16 protein-coding genes are annotated in these 18,287 nt (G+C 63.8%); all 16 read right to left on the bottom strand.

All coding sequences use genetic code 11. The features are described from left to right. Positions 1–76 precede the first annotated feature (76 nt). On the bottom strand, positions 77–1,546 hold the full coding sequence (locus OC610_RS03510; RefSeq protein ID WP_264426532.1) for an NAD-dependent succinate-semialdehyde dehydrogenase: 1,470 nt from the start codon (positions 1,544–1,546) through the stop codon (positions 77–79). Between the two features lie 16 nt (positions 1,547–1,562). Further along, entirely contained in the window at positions 1,563–2,579 is a 1,017-nt protein-coding gene (locus OC610_RS03505; RefSeq protein ID WP_217859722.1) for a dihydrodipicolinate synthase family protein, read from the bottom strand. A gap of 26 nt (positions 2,580–2,605) precedes the next feature. After that, positions 2,606–3,616, bottom strand: coding sequence for an ornithine cyclodeaminase family protein (locus OC610_RS03500; RefSeq protein WP_264426531.1), 1,011 nt, complete (start codon positions 3,614–3,616; stop codon positions 2,606–2,608). 98 nt (positions 3,617–3,714) lie between these two features. Further along, on the bottom strand, positions 3,715–4,653 hold the full coding sequence (locus OC610_RS03495) for a LysR family transcriptional regulator (RefSeq protein WP_264426530.1): 939 nt from the start codon (positions 4,651–4,653) through the stop codon (positions 3,715–3,717). After that, the gene (locus OC610_RS03490; RefSeq protein ID WP_264426529.1) at positions 4,650–5,381 is read right to left on the bottom strand and encodes a FadR/GntR family transcriptional regulator; all 732 of its coding nucleotides are present in this window, start codon (positions 5,379–5,381) and stop codon (positions 4,650–4,652) included. Before OC610_RS03490 ends, OC610_RS03495 begins: the two co-directional genes overlap by 4 nt. After that, positions 5,378–6,163 (bottom strand): cyclase family protein, encoded by a 786-nt coding sequence (locus tag OC610_RS03485; protein WP_264426528.1) that lies wholly within the window; start codon positions 6,161–6,163, stop codon positions 5,378–5,380. Before OC610_RS03485 ends, OC610_RS03490 begins: the two co-directional genes overlap by 4 nt. Continuing rightward, positions 6,150–7,157 carry an NAD-dependent epimerase/dehydratase family protein gene (locus OC610_RS03480; RefSeq protein ID WP_264426527.1) on the bottom strand — a complete coding sequence of 336 codons (1,008 nt, stop codon included), beginning with the start codon at positions 7,155–7,157 and terminating at the stop codon, positions 6,150–6,152. Before OC610_RS03480 ends, OC610_RS03485 begins: the two co-directional genes overlap by 14 nt. Then, the gene (locus OC610_RS03475) at positions 7,148–8,140 is read right to left on the bottom strand and encodes a fumarylacetoacetate hydrolase family protein (protein WP_264426526.1); all 993 of its coding nucleotides are present in this window, start codon (positions 8,138–8,140) and stop codon (positions 7,148–7,150) included. The genes OC610_RS03480 and OC610_RS03475 overlap by 10 nt, the downstream gene beginning before the upstream one ends. After that, positions 8,137–8,709: a cupin domain-containing protein gene (locus OC610_RS03470; RefSeq protein ID WP_264426525.1), complete on the bottom strand. Its 573-nt coding sequence runs from the start codon at positions 8,707–8,709 to the stop codon at positions 8,137–8,139. The genes OC610_RS03475 and OC610_RS03470 overlap by 4 nt, the downstream gene beginning before the upstream one ends. A gap of 64 nt (positions 8,710–8,773) precedes the next feature. After that, positions 8,774–9,727, bottom strand: a complete 954-nt coding sequence (locus OC610_RS03465; protein ID WP_264426524.1) for a PDR/VanB family oxidoreductase — start codon at positions 9,725–9,727, stop codon at positions 8,774–8,776. Continuing rightward, positions 9,727–10,770 (bottom strand): aromatic ring-hydroxylating dioxygenase subunit alpha, encoded by a 1,044-nt coding sequence (locus OC610_RS03460; protein ID WP_264426523.1) that lies wholly within the window; start codon positions 10,768–10,770, stop codon positions 9,727–9,729. Before OC610_RS03460 ends, OC610_RS03465 begins: the two co-directional genes overlap by 1 nt. Then, positions 10,767–11,840, bottom strand: a complete 1,074-nt coding sequence (locus tag OC610_RS03455; RefSeq protein ID WP_264426522.1) for an aromatic ring-hydroxylating dioxygenase subunit alpha — start codon at positions 11,838–11,840, stop codon at positions 10,767–10,769. The genes OC610_RS03460 and OC610_RS03455 overlap by 4 nt, the downstream gene beginning before the upstream one ends. 39 nt (positions 11,841–11,879) lie before the next feature. After that, the gene (locus OC610_RS03450) at positions 11,880–13,082 is read right to left on the bottom strand and encodes an MFS transporter (protein ID WP_264426520.1); all 1,203 of its coding nucleotides are present in this window, start codon (positions 13,080–13,082) and stop codon (positions 11,880–11,882) included. Positions 13,083–13,208: 126 nt separating this feature from the next. Beyond that, complete coding sequence (locus tag OC610_RS03445; protein WP_264426518.1) at positions 13,209–15,743, bottom strand: efflux RND transporter permease subunit; 2,535 nt, start codon at positions 15,741–15,743, stop codon at positions 13,209–13,211. A 4-nt stretch (positions 15,744–15,747) separates the two neighbouring features. Beyond that, positions 15,748–16,842, bottom strand: coding sequence for a WD40/YVTN/BNR-like repeat-containing protein (locus tag OC610_RS03440; RefSeq protein WP_264426517.1), 1,095 nt, complete (start codon positions 16,840–16,842; stop codon positions 15,748–15,750). Between the two features lie 70 nt (positions 16,843–16,912). Next, positions 16,913–18,277: a DUF1329 domain-containing protein gene (locus tag OC610_RS03435; protein WP_264426516.1), complete on the bottom strand. Its 1,365-nt coding sequence runs from the start codon at positions 18,275–18,277 to the stop codon at positions 16,913–16,915. Positions 18,278–18,287 lie beyond the last annotated feature (10 nt).

The following is an 18,287-nucleotide window of genomic DNA, read 5'->3' as shown; positions in this document are numbered from 1 at the left end:
CCTCGCCACAAAAACGCTCGGCGGTGCGTCAGCCAAGAAGGTGCAAGCCCAAGCATCCATGGACCAGGCACAGGTTTCACACGCTTTCCAAGCCATCCCAGCAGAGGTATTTCACCTCAAGGAATTCGTCGATCCCCAGGTGGGATCCCTCTCGCCCAAGACCGCTCTGTTTCACGCCACCGAAGGGTGCGACCTCATTTGAAATCAGACCGCAGTTGATGCCCACCATGCCCGATTCGATGCGTGCGGCGTTGCGCCAGATGCGTGCCGCGTCACGGCTGAACAGGTACGCCGCCAAACCGAACTCGCTGTCATTGGCCATCGCGATGGCCTGGTCATCCGTGTCGAAACGCACCAGCGGCATGACCGGGCCGAAGATCTCCTCGCGGGCGACCCGCATCCCATGGGTCACATCGGTCAACAACGTGGGCTGGAAGAAACATCCGCCCAGCGCATGGGGTTTGCCGCCGGACAGCAGCCGGGCCCCCTGTGCCAGCGCATCATCCACCAGCGCCTGGGATTTTCGTACGGCCGCGTCATCGATCAACGGCCCGACCTGCACGCCAGGCTCCAGGCCATTGCCCACCTTCAGGCGCGCCATCCGCTCAACGATGCGCTCGGCCAATGCGTCATGAACCCCCGACTGCACCAGCACCCGGTTCGCGCCGATACAGGATTGCCCGCCGTTGCGAAACTTGGCCAACATCACGCCGTCGGCTGCCGCATCGAGATCCGCATCGTCGAAGACAATGAACGGAGCGTTGCCGCCCAGCTCCATGGAGCATTTCTTGACCGTCTGCGCCGCTTGCGCCAGCAACAACCGGCCCACTTCGGTGGACCCCGTGAAGGTGAGCTTGCGCACCAACGGGTTGGCCGTGAGCTCACCGGCAATGTCGCGAGTGTCATTACCGGTGATGACACTGAAAACGCCGCCCGGCACACCCGCGCGCTGGGCCAGTTCAGCGAGCGCCAGCGCGGTCAGGGGTGTCTGGCTGGCCGGCTTCACCACCATGGTGCAACCGGCCGCGAGGGCTGGAGCGGCCTTGCGCGTGATCATCGCGGCCGGGAAATTCCAGGGCGTTATCGCCGCGCAGACGCCGATGGGCTCGCGCAGTACGACGATGCGCTGAGTGTCCTTCACGCCCGGAATCAGATCACCGCGCACCCGTGTGGCTTCTTCGCCAAACCACCGTACAAAAGACGCCGCGTAATCGACTTCACCGCGCGCCTCCTCCAGTGGCTTGCCCTCCTCCAGAGTAATCAGCGTGGCGACGTCCTCGCGATGTTCGACCATCAGCTCATACCAACGACGCAACACCTCGCCACGGCGCTTGGCCGTCAAGCGACGCCACGGGCCGAAGGCGTCGTGCGCCGCATCGATAGCCTGCCGGACTTCAGCTTCGCGACAGCGCGGCAACTCGGCCAGCACCGTCTGATCCACCGGGTTGCGCAACGTGTACCGACCGTGCGGCGTCTCGGCCAACCATTCTCCAGCGATGTAGGCGTCGGTACGCCACAGCGTGGGATCCTTGAGTAAGTGCTTCACTGTGCAATCCTCCCCATCAGCACGGATGGCGCCCGATCATGAAGGCGCTGTCTGGGTCCGAAGTCACCGGCAACCCCGACGCAACCAAGCCTTGGCGCAGCGACTTCATGAAGCGATCCGGCACGCGCATCGCCGGGGCACGCAATGGGCCGCCGTTGAAGCCGGCGAGCCAGTCCTGGTATTTCCACATCGTGCGGTTGAGCACACCGGTACCGCCGGCGTAGCTTTGCGCAGCAGCGCCGTTGGCACCGCGGGCCGGGTTGACCTTCCAGTACAGTTCCATCGCCTCTTCAAAACGACCCGTGCGCGCCAGTTCGAACGCTTTCGGGTAGTAGTCGCTCATCCAGGCGGTGTTGCTGGTGCCGGAGAACTGCAGCTTCATCAGGCTCATCAAGGGAATCGCGTCACCTTCGATCGGGCAACTGATCACCACCTGGTCACGGAAGTGGTGGTACATCTCGCAAATCCCCGCCGGCAGTGGGAACCCTTGCTCCGATTTGATCGCCGCGATGTTCGGGCAATCGGCCAACAGCCGCCGGACCAATTCCAGGGACATACCCGCCGGATGCACTCGTTCAAAGCCCCACAACGGAATCGGGAACAGCATCACGGCAAGGTCCGTCGCGTCGCAGAACGCCTTGGTGTAGTCGTAGATTTCCTGCTCGTTGGTCGGCCAGAACTGCGGTGGATAGGACAGCAGGACAATATCCGCACCGGCATTCTCGGCGAGCTTCACCGCCTCGATGTTCTCGGCAAGCGTGCCAAAAGCCGCATGGAAGAACAGGATCAGGTTTTTCCCAGACTCACGGGCCCAGGCCGTGAACTGCGCGTTCTCCTGGGGAGAGATCGCCAGTTCGCTGCACAGCAACGTGGCGCTGTAGCCCAGGCCGACCGTATGTTCGATGTCGTGGCGAATGCCACGCTCGTTGAGTCGCTTCAGATCGGCGCTGAAACTTGGGATGGTGACAGCCGAGCAGCCCACCAGGTTTTCCCGCGCCCAGGTACGGGCGTCCGCTTTCTTGTATGTGGCCATGATGATTTCCTTTGGACAGTGAGGGGTTATTTCGAGACAGGGACAATGCTGGCCGGCAGCTCGATGCCGAGGCCTTGTTGCCGGGCGCGCTCATACAGCGCTTGGGCGATGACGACGTCCTGCAGCGCCGAGCCCACCGATTTGTAGAGGACGATGTCGCTTGCGTGCTGGCGCGGGGTGACACGGCCCGCGACCAGGTCCGACAGCGCGACCAATTTGTCGGCGACATACACGCCGGCACTGATCGCGGCGATGGCGTCACCGGTATCGTGGAGCACCTCTTGCGGCATATCCGCGACAATGCAGGCGGCTCGCTCCATCGTGACCGGATCAACCTCCCGTTGCTCAGGCAAGGTGGAACCCAACGACACGACCGTGGCGCCCGGGCCAAGCCACGCGCCTTGCAACACCGGCGACTCGTCACGGCTGCGGGCGGCACAGATCACCACGTCAGCGTCCCGCACCGCCTCCTGGGCGCTGCTCACCGCCTGGATATCCAGCCCGGGCCTGAAGCTGTCGGCAAAACGCTCACGGCTCGCGGGCGTTGGACTGAACACCCGGACATGGGACACGCTGCGCACGGACTTGAGGCAGTCCAGCGCACCCCGCGCCTCGAACCCGGCGCCAATCACACCCACCCGCAGCGCTCGCTGGGGCGCCAGCAAATCGACCGCCAGCGCAGCGGTGGCGGCGGTACGCAAACCGGTCACCCGGTTGCCGTCGATCAGCGCACTGAGGGCCATGGTTTGCTGGTTGAACAAGGCGATCAGGTAGCTGGCGCAGCGCGCCCGCATGGAAGCGGCAATCAACTTGCAGCCCATCTGGCCACCGGTGGGCGGTACGGCGGTCAAGCTGCGCAGCCAGAGCCCGTCGCCCCGCGCCATGGAACGAGGCGGCACCATCGCGTCGGACGTCGGATGGGCATACGCCTCGGCGAGCGCGGCGACGGCAGTGCCCCAATCGGCGAGAGAGGCGACATCGGCATCGCTGAGGAAAAGCGTCGGGGCGATGACTTGGGATTCTTGGGCGTGATGCATAGTGCGAACCTCGCAATCGGTATCAATCGTTGGTTGACTGACACCCTACGAGGCGCTCCCCGCACCGAATACTGCTGGGGAGCGAAAGCAGCTATCGCTTAAGTCGATGGCATGGACAGGTTGCAGATCAACCGGCGCACTTCACGGGAGGCACGCGTCACCGAGCGACGAGGCGACTCCGCCAGGACAACGAAGCGCTCGAGGACCGGCTCGACGATACGCGATGAGACCAATCGCTGATCCAACGAGCCCGGCAGCACAGACGCAATGGCATAGCCACCCCCCGCCGCCACGACTTCGTACTGCAGCTGGACGGAATCGGCTTCCACGGCCACGGATAATTCGACACCTTGATCGGCGGCCAAGTGGTCGAGCCTGGCCCTCAACAGATGCGGCCGCCCGGGTACGACCAGGGGCAATCCAGATAACTGCCTCAACGGAATGTCCCGGCTGGCGAAAAGAGGATCGACGGCAGGCCCCACCAGATGCAGCGGGAGTCTGGCCAGCAGATGCGCTTGCCCGATGCTTGCCTCGCTCTCGCGCAGCACCAGCGCCATATCCAGGCGACCGTCGTGCAACTGCTCTTCGAGTTGAGCACTGGCGCCCTCGATCAAATGCAACCTCACCCCGGGCATCTGCGCCCGCACCGTGGAAAACAGTGTCCCCGCAAACCGCCGCACCGCTGAGGGCAACATGCCCACGACCACCTCGCCCACCGGTTTTCCACGCAGGTTGCGAATGTCGTCGGCAAGGCCCTCCGCGTCCGCGAGAAGGCCTGATATGCATGGCAACAGCTGTTCGCCGAATTCGGTCAGGACCACGCCGCGTCCCGTGCGATGGAACAGGCGCTCGCCACATTGCGATTCGAGCAAGGCGATATTGCGACTGACCATGGACTGCGGCATATCCAGCAATACGGCCGCTTTGCTGAGGCTGCCCGCTGCCACGACACGGACGAACAAGGTCCAGCGCGGATCGATGATGGTCAGCGCCGTGGCGGGATATTGCGTCGCCGCTTCCTTCTGGATGTCGGTCATGTCAGCAGCTCGTTGCGGGCCTGATGCAGATACTCGCGGCTGTCCTGGAGGTGCAGGCGCATGGCCGCGCGTGCGCATTCGGCGTCCTGATTGAGGATCGCCTGGTAGATCTGCTCATGCTCGCCTTGCATGCGTTGTTCGTAGTGCGAAGGCTCATCGTGGAACAGCCGCGCAGAATCCAATCGGCTGCGCGGAATGATGACCACGCCCAGGTTGAGCAGCGTGTTGGCGATGTAGTGATTGCCGGTCGCCTCGGTAATGCCCAGATGGAACTGGAAATCCAGCGCCGCCCGATCATTGAGGCTGACAGCCGGCTGTCCGAGCTGATCGAGCAACGCTCGCAACCCGGCCAGCTGATCCGGGCGGCGGCGTTGCGCGGCGAGCCCGGCGGCTTCGACTTCCAGGCCAATCCGGAACTCCATGATCGCCAGCGAATCGACGATGACACCGATCGTCGCCGGGTCGATGAAGGTCTTCAATGACAACGTGCTATCGCGCACAAACGTACCGATGCCGTGGCGTGTCTCGACCATTCCGGCGGCCTGCAGACGCGACATCGCCTCGCGCACCACGGTCCTGCTGACCCCGTGTTCGAGCATGAGGGCCGACTCGGTGGGCAATTGTTCTCCGCTGCGCAGTCGCCCCTCGATGATGTGCTCGGAAAGCAGCACCTCAAGTCCTCGGGAAAGACTCCCGCGTTTCTTTCCACCCGCCACGCGCACGGTCATTGCTCGAAGATCGCCACGGCGCGGACGAAGCCGGCCGAGGCGTGCCTGATCTTGTAGGGGAAACACGACACCTGGAAGCCATGGGCGGGCAGGCATTCCAGGTTCGCCAATTTCTCCATCTGGCCGTAGCCGATGTCGCGTCCGGCCTTGTGCCCTTCCCAGATGATCGAGGCGTCGCCGGTGGCGGCGAAGCGTTCGCGTGTGTACTTGAACGGCGCGTCCCAACTCCAGGCATCGGTGCCGACCACGCGTACGCCGCGCTCCAACAGATACAACGTGGCCTCGCGGCCGATGCCGACACCGGCATCCAGATAGCCCGGCTGGCCGAACAGTGCACCGGCGCGGGTATTGACCAGGACAATGTCCAACGGCTGGAGCACGTGCTCGATGCGCGCCAACTCAGCCTGTACTTCGGCGGCGCTGACCACATGACCGTCTGGCAAATGGCGAAAGTCCAGTTTCACCCCCGGTTGCAGGCACCAATCCAGTGGCAACTCGTCGATGCCGAACGCCGGTTTGCCGCCGTCCGTGGTCGAGGCGTAGTGCCAAGGGGCGTCCATGTGCGTACCGCTGTGGGTGGTGATCTGCAGGCGCTCCGCCGCCCAGGATTCGTCGCCGGGCAGTTGCGCCTTGGACAGGCCGGGAAACATCGCGGCCATCTCCGGCCAGCCTTGTTGATGGTCCATGTAGTCGATTTTCGGCAGCAACGGCGGCGGATCGGTGTGAGGGTTGTTGTCCAGGGTCACGGACAGGTCCACGAGACGGCGTCTAGTCGGTTGCATGATCGGTCACTCCAAGCGCCACCCGCCCCCGCGCACGACGCGCCGAGCCAGCGGGCTTCAAACTGTTACGTATCAAGGCGGTTGCCGAGCCGTCATGGCGAAAGCCAAGGGCCCGGGCCAGTGGGGTTTTCATCGCCGGGAAGCTGCCGAACAAGGCTTGCAGCCCGGCATCCGGTGCGAAGCTGATCAGCCCGCGGCGTTCCTGGCCGTAGGCAGCGGCCAGGGCATCGATGACCTGGGCAATGGACAGGTGCAACAACGGCAGTTGCCAGACCCGTGAGCCGCCGAGTTCGGCGGTCGGCAGCTCGGCGGCTCGCAGCAGGTTATCGACGCAGCACCGCACCGACATCCACCACGCCTGCGCCTGCGGCGACACCGGGCAGCAATACGGCTCGCCCTGGGCAAACGCGTGCAGCAGATCGCTCATGAATGCCGAACGCAGGCCGTTGGGTTCACGTGGACGCGCGACGATGCCGGGCAGGCGCACGGCACGACCGTCCACCTCGCCTCGCCGAGCCAGATCGTTGAGGGCCGTTTCCACCATCACCTTGTGCGCGCCGTAGCTTATCTGCGGGCGCGGCATGGCACGCTCATCCATGCGCGCCGGCAGGTCGCCGCCGTACACCGCCACGCTGCTGGCGTACACCAGCACCGGCACGCCAGGCTGTTCGCGCAACTGATCGAGCAACTCCAGGCTCGCCAGCAAATTGACCTGGTAGCCCAGTGAATACTGCTGCTCGGCTGCGCCGCCCGGCACGCTCACCAGGTGGAACACCACATCGATGCCATCGGCCAGGGCGCGACGCAGCAACGCGGCATCGGTGACGCTGCCGCAATGGCGGCGCACGCGCTTGTCATCAGCAAAACCCGCCAGTTCCTTATCCAGCAGGATCAACGCGCCGATGGGCTGGCCTCGCAGCTGATTCGTGTCGAGCAGGCGCTGCACCAGTGCCCGCCCGACAAAGCCGTTGGCACCGGTAATCATCACGCGCATGGTCGGTCTCCACGGACGACACGCTGGTCTATCGCGCCAAAGACCGACTGCCCTTGCGCATCGATGACGTCCATGCGCACCCGGTCGCCAAAGCGCATGAAGGACGTTTTGGGCGCGCCCTGTTCAATCATCTCGACGGCACGACGTTCAGCGATGCAAGCCGCGCCAACGCTAGGGTCGGCATTGGAAACCGTGCCGGAACCGATCACGCAGCCGGCCCTGAGACGCCGGGTCAGCGCTGCATGGGCGATCAACTGATGGAAGCCGAAATGCATCGCGCCACCGTGGGCATGCCCGAACCACTGGCCATTCCACTCGACCTTCAGCGGCAAGTGCACGCGCCCATCGCGCCAGGCATCGCCCAGCTCGTCGGGGGTGATTGCCACCGGGGCAAAACTTGATGAGGATTTGGCCTGGATAAAGCCGAAGCCGGTCTTCATCTCCCGGGGTGCAAGTGCGCGCAGGCTGACGTCGTTGAGTTGCACGATGAGGCGGATATGGCCGAGGGCGTCTTGCGCCGAACAGCCCATGGGCACCTCATCGACCACCACGGCGAATTCACCTTCGAAGTCGATGCCATGGGTTTCACTGGGCAGCACGATGTCATCGCGAGCGCCGAGAAAATCGTCGCCACAGCCCTGGTACATCAGCGGCGTGTGTTCGACACCTTCGATGGGATCCAGCGAAAACGCTTTCTGCATCCGTTCGCCATGGCTGAGAAACGATGAGGCATCCAGCCACTGCCAGGCACGCGGCAAGGGTGCGGCGGCTTGTTGCGGATCAAAGGCGAAGGCCCCGACCAGCGCGCCTTCGTTCAGGGCGTCATAGCGAGCGCGCAAAGCGGCTTCGACGCTCGGCCAATACTCGATGGCCTGCTGCAGGGTCCCGGCGATGTCACTGGCCTCCACCGCCCAGGCCAGGTCGCGCGATACCACCAGCAGGCGACCGTCGCGGCTGTGATCCTTGAGAGTACTGAGCTTCATGCCTGTTCTCCTTGCAGCTCGGGGGCAAAGCGACCGTCGAGCAGCACGAAGAGCATGCGTGCCAACTGCTCGGTGCGATTGCTCCAGGCGTGATTGGTGCCGCGCTGCACGACGATGTCACCGCGCTTGAGGTGCACCTCTTCGCCATCGAGGACCAGCCAGACCTCGCCCTCCGTCACCACGCCGTAATCCAGCGTTTCGGTGCGGTGCATCAGCTTGTGCCTGGAATCCGCCTGCCCCGTCCCGGCATGGGCCTGGCCAATTTCGGCGAAGGCCGCCGCGGCCTCCTCGGCACTGACCTGGTTCTGCACGCTGTCGGGCGGGATATCCACCACGCGGATGACGCTGCCCAGCGGCGCCGGGCTCAATTGAAGCGGCTTGCGGGTGGGGTCGTCGCCGTTATCCAGCACGGCCGGGCTGGCGCCGCTGTTCCAGATCTCGTGAAAGACCGTGCCGGGCACGGCCTTGAGCGGGAAGCTGTTCGGCGTCGGTCCGCTGAGCGCGACCACCGCCCGCCCCTGGGCATCGTGCCCGGTGACCACGCGTTTGAAACCAGGAAGCTGTTGCATGTTCAAGTCCTCAAATCTGTTGGTGGAACGTGCCAGCGGAAAAAGATGGATTCATGGGAAAACCTTAGAGATCGAGCACTAGCCGCGCGCTCCTGGCGCGCGAACAGCAAGGCGTGAACTGGTCGTTGCGCGCTCGCTCGGCATCGGTCAGGAACAGGTCGCGATGCTCAGGTTCGCCTTCCAGCACCCGTGTCAGGCAGGTGCCACAGATGCCCTGCTCGCAGGACAACGGGATATCGATGCCGGCCTCCAGCAGCACCTGGGCCACGCTCAGCGCGGCAGGCACCTGGAAACATTGCCCGGTGCTGGCCAGTTGCACCTCGAAGCCGCCCGCCTCGCTGGCTGGCGCAGCGGCGGCCGTAAAGTACTCGCGGTGAAGTTGCGCCTCGGCCCAACCCTGCGCGCGAGCGGCGCCGAGCACATGCTCCATGAAGCCATTCGGGCCACAGACATACAGGTGGCGATCATTGGCCGGCGTGGACAGGATTCGAGCGCTGTCGAGGCGTTGGGCATCGGCGCCGTCGTCCACATGGACCTGCACGCAATCGGCGAACGCCGACTGGCTGAGGTACTCGATGAAGGCCATGCGCCCGGCCGAGCGACCGCAGTAGTGCAATTCGAAAGGCGCGCCGATCCGCGCCAGACGCTCGGCCATGCAAAGGATCGGCGTGATGCCGATACCCCCCGCGAACAACACGCTGTAGCCCGCCCCATGTTCCAGCGGGAACAGGTTGCGCGGCTCGCTGATGCGCAGCCGAGTGCCTTCTTGCACTTGCCCGTGCATGGCCTGGGAAGCGCCGCGCGACGCGGGATCGAGCAACACGCCCAGCAGATAGCGATGGCGTTCTTCCGGGTGATTGCACAGCGAGTACTGGCGCACCAGGCCATTGGGCAGGTGTACGTCGATATGCGAGCCGGCGCTGAAGGCAGGCAGCACGGCATCTTCGGCTGGAGCCAGTTCGAAGCTGTAGATGCCTTCGGCTTCGCGACGCTTGCGAGTGACGATGACTTCAATCATCACTTGGCACCCGCAGGCTGCTCGGCAGCAATCATGCGATCGAGTACACGCCGCGCGCGGATGGCGCCTGCATCACCGATCAGCAGGACGGGCTTCAAGTCCCAGAACGATGCATCGCCCATCATGCGCTGCTGCGCCTCCAGCATCGGCAAGTCTTCGTCGGCAAAAGGCCGGTTGATAGCAGCCGCTTGCTCATCAGCGAATCTCTCGGCGAATTCGCCCATTGCCTTGGGAAAACAGACTGAGAACCAGTAGTGAGTGGTCGTCTCGGTCTGCGGGGTGAACAGGTGCGGAATCGGCGTGGAAATGCCTTGATCCCTCGGTAGCCCTGTCGCCACGGCGCCGGAAAACAGCAACATGTTCGCCGGGGCATCCCAACGCACATCGATCCAACGGTCCACCGGCGTGCCTTGGGGAATGTTCCAGGCGGTGTAGAGAAATTCCGGCATGATTTCCGCAACGGTCTGGCGGTTGGACCAAACGGTGTTGCCCTCCTCCTGTACGCTGGTCAACGCGCTCTTGACGCCATCACCACCCAACGTTGACGGGTGCAGGAACTCGATATGACTCAGGTCCATGATGTTGTCGGTTTCCAGCACGTAGTTGGCTCGCGCGTGCAAATAACGTTTGCCGACATACCAAAGGTCTTCGTCCATGCAACTGAAATCCGGAATCAGCGTCGCGTCGGCCAGACCTGCATCGCCCATCCAGATCCACAACAGGCTGTGGCGCTCAATCAGAGGGTAAGCCTTGACCTTCGCCGCCTTGGGAATGGCGCCATCGCCGTGGGGGTTATGCATGCAGGTGCCGCTGCCATCGAATTCCAGGCCGTGGTACGGGCAACGCACCGAATCGCCTTTAAGCGTTCCCATGCCCAGGGGCGCGAAACGGTGGGGGCAGCGATCGGCAATGGCCTGGGCGGTGCCCTGGGTATCGCGAAAAAACACCACGGGTTCGTTGAGCAGGGTTCGTTGGAACAGCTCTCCGGCGTTGACCTCGGTTCCCCAGGCGGCCGCGTACCAGACGTTGCGTAGGAAGCTCATCGCAACACCTCTTTGCCAAAGCTTGATGACGGGTTGGCTTGTGTCGCCGCGCGCTCGGTTTCAATCAATCGACGCAGCACCCGCCGGCAGCGCACGGCCCCGGCATCGACGGGCAGTAACACCGGGTTGAGGCCCAGCAAGTCAACCTCGCCAATCTGACGCTGCTGGGCCTCGACCATGGGTTTGTCTTCACCGGCGAAAATACCGATCAACATGTCCTGGACGAAGGCATTCAACTGGGCGTTGTCCTGCTCGAAACTTCGGGTGTTGGCGAAGAAATAATGGGTATTCGTCGCGTCCTGCGGGGTCATCAGGTGCAGGTTCCATGTCACCGGCCCCTCTTCCCTGGGGCGCCCTGGCGCGGTGGCGCCACTGCCCAGCAGCATCAGGCCCGGCGCGTGCCAGATGACCTCGGCCCAGACGTCTGCCCGGCTCGGATCTTCAAGGTGAGCGCCGAACGCCGGCGGAGGAACATCATCGGCGGCCCACCAATTGATGCGCACGCGATCATTGACCAGTTCCTCGACGGTGGCGCGGGTGCGTGACAACGCTCCGCCACCGAGCGTATCGGGGTGCAGGAAATCAACGTGGCTCAGGTCCATGATGTTGTCGGAAAGCAGTTCGTAATGCGCGCGTGTGGGCAGGTACCCGTGTCCCTTGGCATGGTTGGGCGCCTGCTCGAAGAAGGAAAAGTCAGGGATCAGCGCATCGCTGGCCAGGTGACGCTCGCCCGGCCAGACCCAGATCGCCCCGTGGCGCTCAACGACTGCGAACCCGCGGACACAGGCCGCCTTGGGGATGTTTCCCTCGCCATGGGGGTTGTGCGTGCATTGGCCACTGCCATCGAAACGCAAGCCGTGATATGGGCACTGGATGCTGTCGTCGACAATCGTGCCCATGTGCAGCGGGGCAAAACGGTGTGGGCAACGATCGGCGAGCGCCTGGATCGCGCCCCGGCTGTCGCGAAAGAAGACCATGGGTTGTTCGACGATGGTCCTGCCCAGCATCGCCCCTGGCGCCAACTCGTCCGCCCACCCAGCGATGTACCAGGTGTTGAGCAAATAGCTCATATCGTTCTCCTCTTGTTCTTGTTTTCTTGGAATGTGGAATCAGCGATCAGGCTTCGCCGCAACCGCAGCGGGAAAAACCGACTCGCCGCCACGCAACCGAATACAGGCCACGGCCACCAGGAGTTGAACGCCGGCAACGATGCCCAACGCGGCGGGCAAGGCGCTGGTCACCCCGCCGGTAATCGCCAGCACCACCAGCGGGCTGACGAACTCCCCGGCGAAGAACATCGAGGTGAAACCACCGGCGGCGCGGCCGCGCTGCTGGAAGTCGACCTGGGCCATGATCCAGGTGAGCAGGGTCGGCATCATCAGGCCGATACCCAGGCCATTGATCAGTACGGCGATCACCACCCATCCATGGCTGTCGGCCACCGCCAGCAACCCACCGCCGATGCCAGCGGCGACGAAGGCCATTAGCATCTGCCGGTACGCCGGCACGCCACTGAACAGGCGGAAACTCAGCGCGCCGACCAATACGCCGAGCTGGCTGGCGCCCATGGTCAAGCCGATCTGCTGCGACCCTTCGACATGCAGCAGGTTGAGCAGATAACCGACTTGTACGGGCACGATGAACAGGCTCAATCCGGCGAGGAATGCCAGGCCATACAGCGGTGCCAAGGCGCGCCAGGGAAACGCCGTGCCTGCGGCCTTTTTCGCCGCGACGTCACGCCCATGCGGCTCCCACAGCAACCACGCCATCAGCGGCAGCAGCACCAACCCCAACCCATACAGCGCAAACGGTGTGCGCCAGCCGTGCTCGCCCAGCACGCCGCCGATGGCAATGAAAATCGCCGCCGACAACGAGGTCGCGACCATTTGCAGGGCGAACATGCGTTCACGCCGCGCGCCGCTGTAGTAGTCGCCCATCATCGTGGTGCAACACGTCATGATCGCCGCCTCGGCCAGACCGATGCCGGCGCGGCTGACGACGATCGCTTGCAACGAATCCAGCCAGAGCGGCAGCACCCCACAGACGGTGTAGAGGCACATCGCGCCGATCAGCAACGGCTTGCGTCCGAGTCGGTCGGCAATGATCCCGGCGAAAGGTGCCAACAGGGCAATCATCAGCGCCGGTAGCGTCAGGGCGATGGGAACCAGCACCGCGACGCCCGGGGTGTCGGCGAAGTGTTCCTGCATGCGCGGCAGGACGGGCGCCAGCAGCACCGCGCCGAGGACCGGCAGGCAGCTGCCGAGCAACAGCAACAAGGACTGCGGCAGCCGCGCCTGGCGTTCAACGTTCATCACGCACCTCCGGCGGTTGGGTCGCGCAGAACGCCACCCCGAAAGCGACCAGACCGGTTCGAAGCGCTAGCCAGAGATGCTGCTGGAGCTGATAGATGCGAGGCATGGGAACGTCCTTTCTTATTGTCATGACGCAATGGGTTGGGCGCAGGGCGTTGCGCGTTGATCGTGTCCCGGGGTTTGCGGACAAAGGGCCTGTTGCAGGCAACCGCTCTCCTCGACCACGGCAGGCGTGAGCGCCAAGCTGGTCGGCGGGATGGGTTCAGCCAAGGTCTGTTCCCGGCTGATCCGTTCGCTCGGCAACAGGAAGTGCGCCAGGGCCGGCAACAGGACCAGGGCGCCGACCATGTTCCAGACGAACATGAACGCCAGCAGCACGCCCATGTCGGCCTGGAACTTGATCGGCGAAAACATCCAGGTGGCGACGCCGATCGCCAGGGTCACACCGGTCAGCATCACCACCTTGCCGGTGGACAGCAGTGCCCGGTAATACGCCTGCGACAGGCTGGTGCCCTGGCGCATGTGACCGAGCAGGATGCTCATCACGTACAGCGCGTAGTCGACGCCGATGCCCACGCCGAGGGCGATGACCGGCAGGGTCGCGACCTTGACGCCGATGTCCAGCCAGACCATCAGCGCTTCGCAGAGGATCGAGGTGAGCATCAGCGGAATCACCGCGCACACCGTGGCGCGCCAGGAACGGAAGGTGATCAGGCAGAGCAGGATCACGGCACCGTAGACCCAGAACAGCATTTCCCGATTGGCCTGCTTGACCACGATATTGGTCGCGGCCTCGATTCCGGCGTTGCCGGCAGCCAACAGGAACTGGACGTCATCGGTATTGTTCGCCGCCGCGAACTGTTCGACATGCTCCACCAGGCGGGTCAGGGTTTGCGCCTTGTGATCGGAGAGGTAGGCGTACAGCGTCAGCAGGCTGCAGTCTTCGTTGTACAACCCGCGTGGCGCCCCGGCGGTGATCATATTGAGCATCGCCTGGTTGTTCTGCAGCTCGTACCACTTCGGGTTGCCTTCGCTGAGGCCCACCAGCATCCGGCGGTTAAGCAGTGCCAGGGAATTGGTCGAGTCGACACCCGGCAAGGTGCGCAATTGCCAGTCGAGGGCATCGACCTTGTTCAGGATGTCATAGCGCGAACAGGCGCTGGCCGGCGTCTTGATCATCACCGCGAACAGGTCGCTGCTTGCGCCGTAATGCCGGGTCAGGAAGGCATCATCCTGGTTGTAGCGCGAGTCAGCGCGCAGTTCGGGTGCGCCCGCATCGAGATCACCGACTTTCAACTGCAGGCTGACAATGAAGCCGAGCGTCGCCAGCGCCAGGCTCAAGGCGATGCACAACGCCGCCCAGCGACGCCGGGTGAACAGATCGAGGAAGCGCCAGAATCCATGGCGATGTTGGCCGGCTTGCTCGGCGTGCTCGCTTTTCAGGCTCAGCCGCGCCGCGTGGCCGCTGACCCCGACATAGGAAAGCAATATCGGCAACAGGATCAGATTGGTGAAGATCAGTACCGCGACACCGATGCTGGCGATCATCGCCAGGTCCTGGATCACCTGGATCTTGATGATCATCAGCACCGCGAAACCAACCGCGTCACAGAGGAGCGCGGTGAGCCCGGCGAGAAACAGGCGGCGAAAGGTGAAACGCGCGGCGACCACGCGGTGCATGCCGCGGCCGATGTCCTGCATGATCCCGTTCATCTTCTGCGCGCCATGGCTCATGCCAATGGCAAACACCAGGAACGGCACCAGCACCGAATAAGGGTCCAGCTGATAATCCAACAGCGGCAGCAGGCCAAGCTGCCAGACCACCGCCACCAGCGAGCAGAACACCACCAGCAAGGTGCTGCGGATGCAGCGGGTGTACCAATAGAGCACGACGGTGGTGATCAGGATCGCCACGGCGAAGAAGATCAGGATCTGCCGCAGGCCGGCGATCAGGTCACCGACTTTCTTGGCGAAACCGGTGATATGAATATCAACGCTGTCGCTCTGGTATTGGCTGCGCAGCGATTCCAGTTGTTGCGACAACCGGGTGTAGTCCAAGGGCCGGCCGTCGGGGGTGCGCTGCAACAGCGGGACCTGGATGATGCTCGAGGCCTGGTCGAATGCCACCAACTGGCCGATTTCGTTGGACAGTTGCACATTGCGCCGCAAGGCCGCCAAGCTGGCGGAACCACCGTCGTAGTTATCCGGGATCACCGGCCCGCCTTCCAGGCCTGCTTCGGTCACGGCGACCCAGCGCGTGGCGGGCGTCCACAACGATTTCATGTAGGCGCGATCGACACCGGGCAGCAGGTAGATCTTGTCGCTCAACGCCTGCAGCGTGTTGAGGTAGTCAGCGTCATAGATCTCGCCCCGCTTGTTCACCACGGCGATGCGCAAGGCGTTGCCCAGCCCGCTCAACTCCTGCTGGTGCTCAAGGTAGTTGGCAATGTACGGATGATGGGTGGGGATCATTTTTTCGAAACTGGCATTGAGCTCGACACGGCTGGACTGCCAACCCAACACCAGCGTGGTCGCCAGGCACAGCAGCAACACCCACAGGCGATGATTGAACAATGCCCGTTCGAGCACCGAGCCGGAACGCGGATCGAAATCGTCGAACGCATTCGCAGGGGATTGGGGGAACTTACCAGGGGACGTCATAACCTCACTCCGAAGCGGCAGTGGCTGGCTGCGCAATACGCTGCAGCCCGGTGAAACCGGCAACGACCAGGCTGCCATCGGCGGCCTCGATCAGACTTGAAACAGGCTTGCCCAACGGCTTGCCAAATGGCAGCAGCACCTCCCCGCCGTTGCGAAACAGCGTGCCGGCCTGGTTGACCAGCAATACCTGACCGTCGGCCAGGCGGGTGGCGTCGTTGAAGGAAATCGGCACGGGAACGGACAAGCGCTGGAAGCTTGCGCCGGCATCGTTGGAAACAAAGGCGTTGCCCTTCAGGCCGGCGACGAGCAGCGCGCCATCGGCACGACTTTGCAGGGTGAAGAAACTGCCTTCGTAAGGGCTGTCCAACTGGCTGAACGACGTCGCGTCGTCATCCGAGCGCGCCAGGTAACCCTGCTCACCCGCCAGGAACCAGCGCGGGCCCTGGCGACTGATGGCGTACAAGTGCAAGCCGTTCGGGTTGGCGATGCGCCCCATCAATGAATGCCAGGTCGCGCCGCCATCGGTGGTCTGCAGCGCCAAGCCATAGGCCCCGACGATCAACCCACGCTGTGCGTCGATGAACTGGAGCGCCAGGAAGGGCTTGTCCGCCCCATCGGCGACCAGACGCTCGGCACTTTGTACCCGCGTCAAGGCGTCGTCCGGGTTGGCTGCCGTGGCCTGCTCGGCCTTGGCGGCCTCCAGTTCCAACTGTGCCACGCGCACGCCGTCGAGCTGCAGCGTCCAATGCTCGCCGCCGTCACGCGTCGCCAGCACCACGCCGGCGTGGCCTACCGCCCAGCCCTGTTGCGCATCGACAAACTGCACCGCCGTCAGGCTGACCGACACCGGCACCGAAGCCTGGCGCCAGCTCTTTCCGTTATCGTCGGAAAACACCACCAGGCCGCGTTCACCTACGGCGACGAGACGTGTACCGGCGCGCGCCAGGTCGATCAAAACGCCGTTCTGCGCACCCGACACCTGCATGGCGGGAGTATTCAGCGGCACGTCCACGGCAGCCGTCCCGGCCAGGCATTCGCTCGCGGCGACGGGCAGGCACAGGGCCAAGAGCAACGCGCCCGCCTGACTGATTCTGTTCATAACCCACCTCGGAAAAACATTCATCCCCCAAAGGGCAGGCCGACAGGCCCGCCCCTGGCTCTCGGCCCGATCAACGCACGCCGCGACCCGCCATCGCCGCGGGCGAGAACTCCGAGGCCTTGTAGCGATCAACCGCGCGATACTGCTCCGGCAACCCGGCATAGAGGTTCTGGATAAACCACGCACCGGAGGTCAGGTCGTAGAAACCGGAAGACAGTTGCACCAAGCCTGGCAGGTCGGGCAATACGGAAGGCAGCGACCAGAGGGTCTTGGCCAGTTGACCGCTGGCGTCCCAACGATCGCCGAGCAGGGCTTGCCAAGTGTCCTCGTCGAGGTAGTAACGGCCCTTGGGCAACTGGTGGCGCTTGCCGGCGGCCACTGTCGACTCGACCACCCAGACGCGGTGCAACTCCCAGCGCACGTAATCCGGGTTCAGATGGTGCTTGCCCAACAGGTCCTGCGGCTGGGCAGCGTTCTGCACCTTGTTGGTGTTGTAGGGGACGTAGATCTCCTGCTTGCCCACCAGTTTCCAGTCGAACCGGTCCGTACGCCCGCCCCACACGCTCAACTCATCGAAGGACATGACCCCGGCGGTGGAAGGCGTCGGCGTATCGCAGCAGGCGTTGGGCAGCGTACGCACCCGGCGCTGGCCGCTCAGGTAGACATGGGCCTGGGATTTGTCACCGTTGATGTTTTCACGCCCGAGGATCTGCTCGCCGGCACGAATCGCCGGGCCGAGATTGACGAAGTGCACCAGCCAATAATCACCCGAGTAGTTTTCAGGGCCGCCCTCCTGGAAGTAGTAGGGCATTTCCTGGGTCAACAGGCCGTCGCTGGTCATCACCTGGTTGCCGTCTGCGGTCATCAGGTAGTGACGAAAATGCCCCGCCACCGAAGTGCCGCGCCAGTTCAACACGTGGTTCCAGATGGCTTCGGTGCCGTTCTGTGGAATCGGAAACGGGATCCCGCCATAGGCACCGTCGGGAATCAGGCCGGCGCTGCTGTTGATCAGTTTGGCGCGGGTCGCATTCTTGAGCGTGTTGTCATAGACCCACTGCGGCGCGGCCGCCGTGCGCCGGGTCGGGTAGACATCGATGCGATAGGTCTCCGGAAAGCGCTTGAACAGCTCCTTGGTGCCGTCGCTGAGCTTGTCGGCGTACTTGGACAGGTTCTGCGCGGTGATGCTGAACAAGGGTTTGTCGGCGGCAAATGGATCGCTGCGCTTGGCGCCCGGGACATAGCCCGGCTCGACCTTGGTGTAGCCACCGTCCCAGGCCGGGATGCTGCCGTCGGCATTACCGGCCTTCTCGGCGCCGAAGGGCGTCAGGGTCTTGCCCAGCGCGGCGGCTTGTTCGGCGCTGGCGGCCAGGGCGATCGGCGCGGCGGCGGCCAGCAGGGTTAAGCACAAGGCCTTTAGAGTGAACTGAATGGTCATGCGCAAATCC

The organism is Pseudomonas agronomica, from assembly GCF_025917275.1.
GTDB lineage: Bacteria > Pseudomonadota > Gammaproteobacteria > Pseudomonadales > Pseudomonadaceae > Aquipseudomonas > Aquipseudomonas agronomica.
Note: the sequence above shows the minus strand (reverse complement) of the source record. Positions and strands in the feature narration are given on the sequence as shown.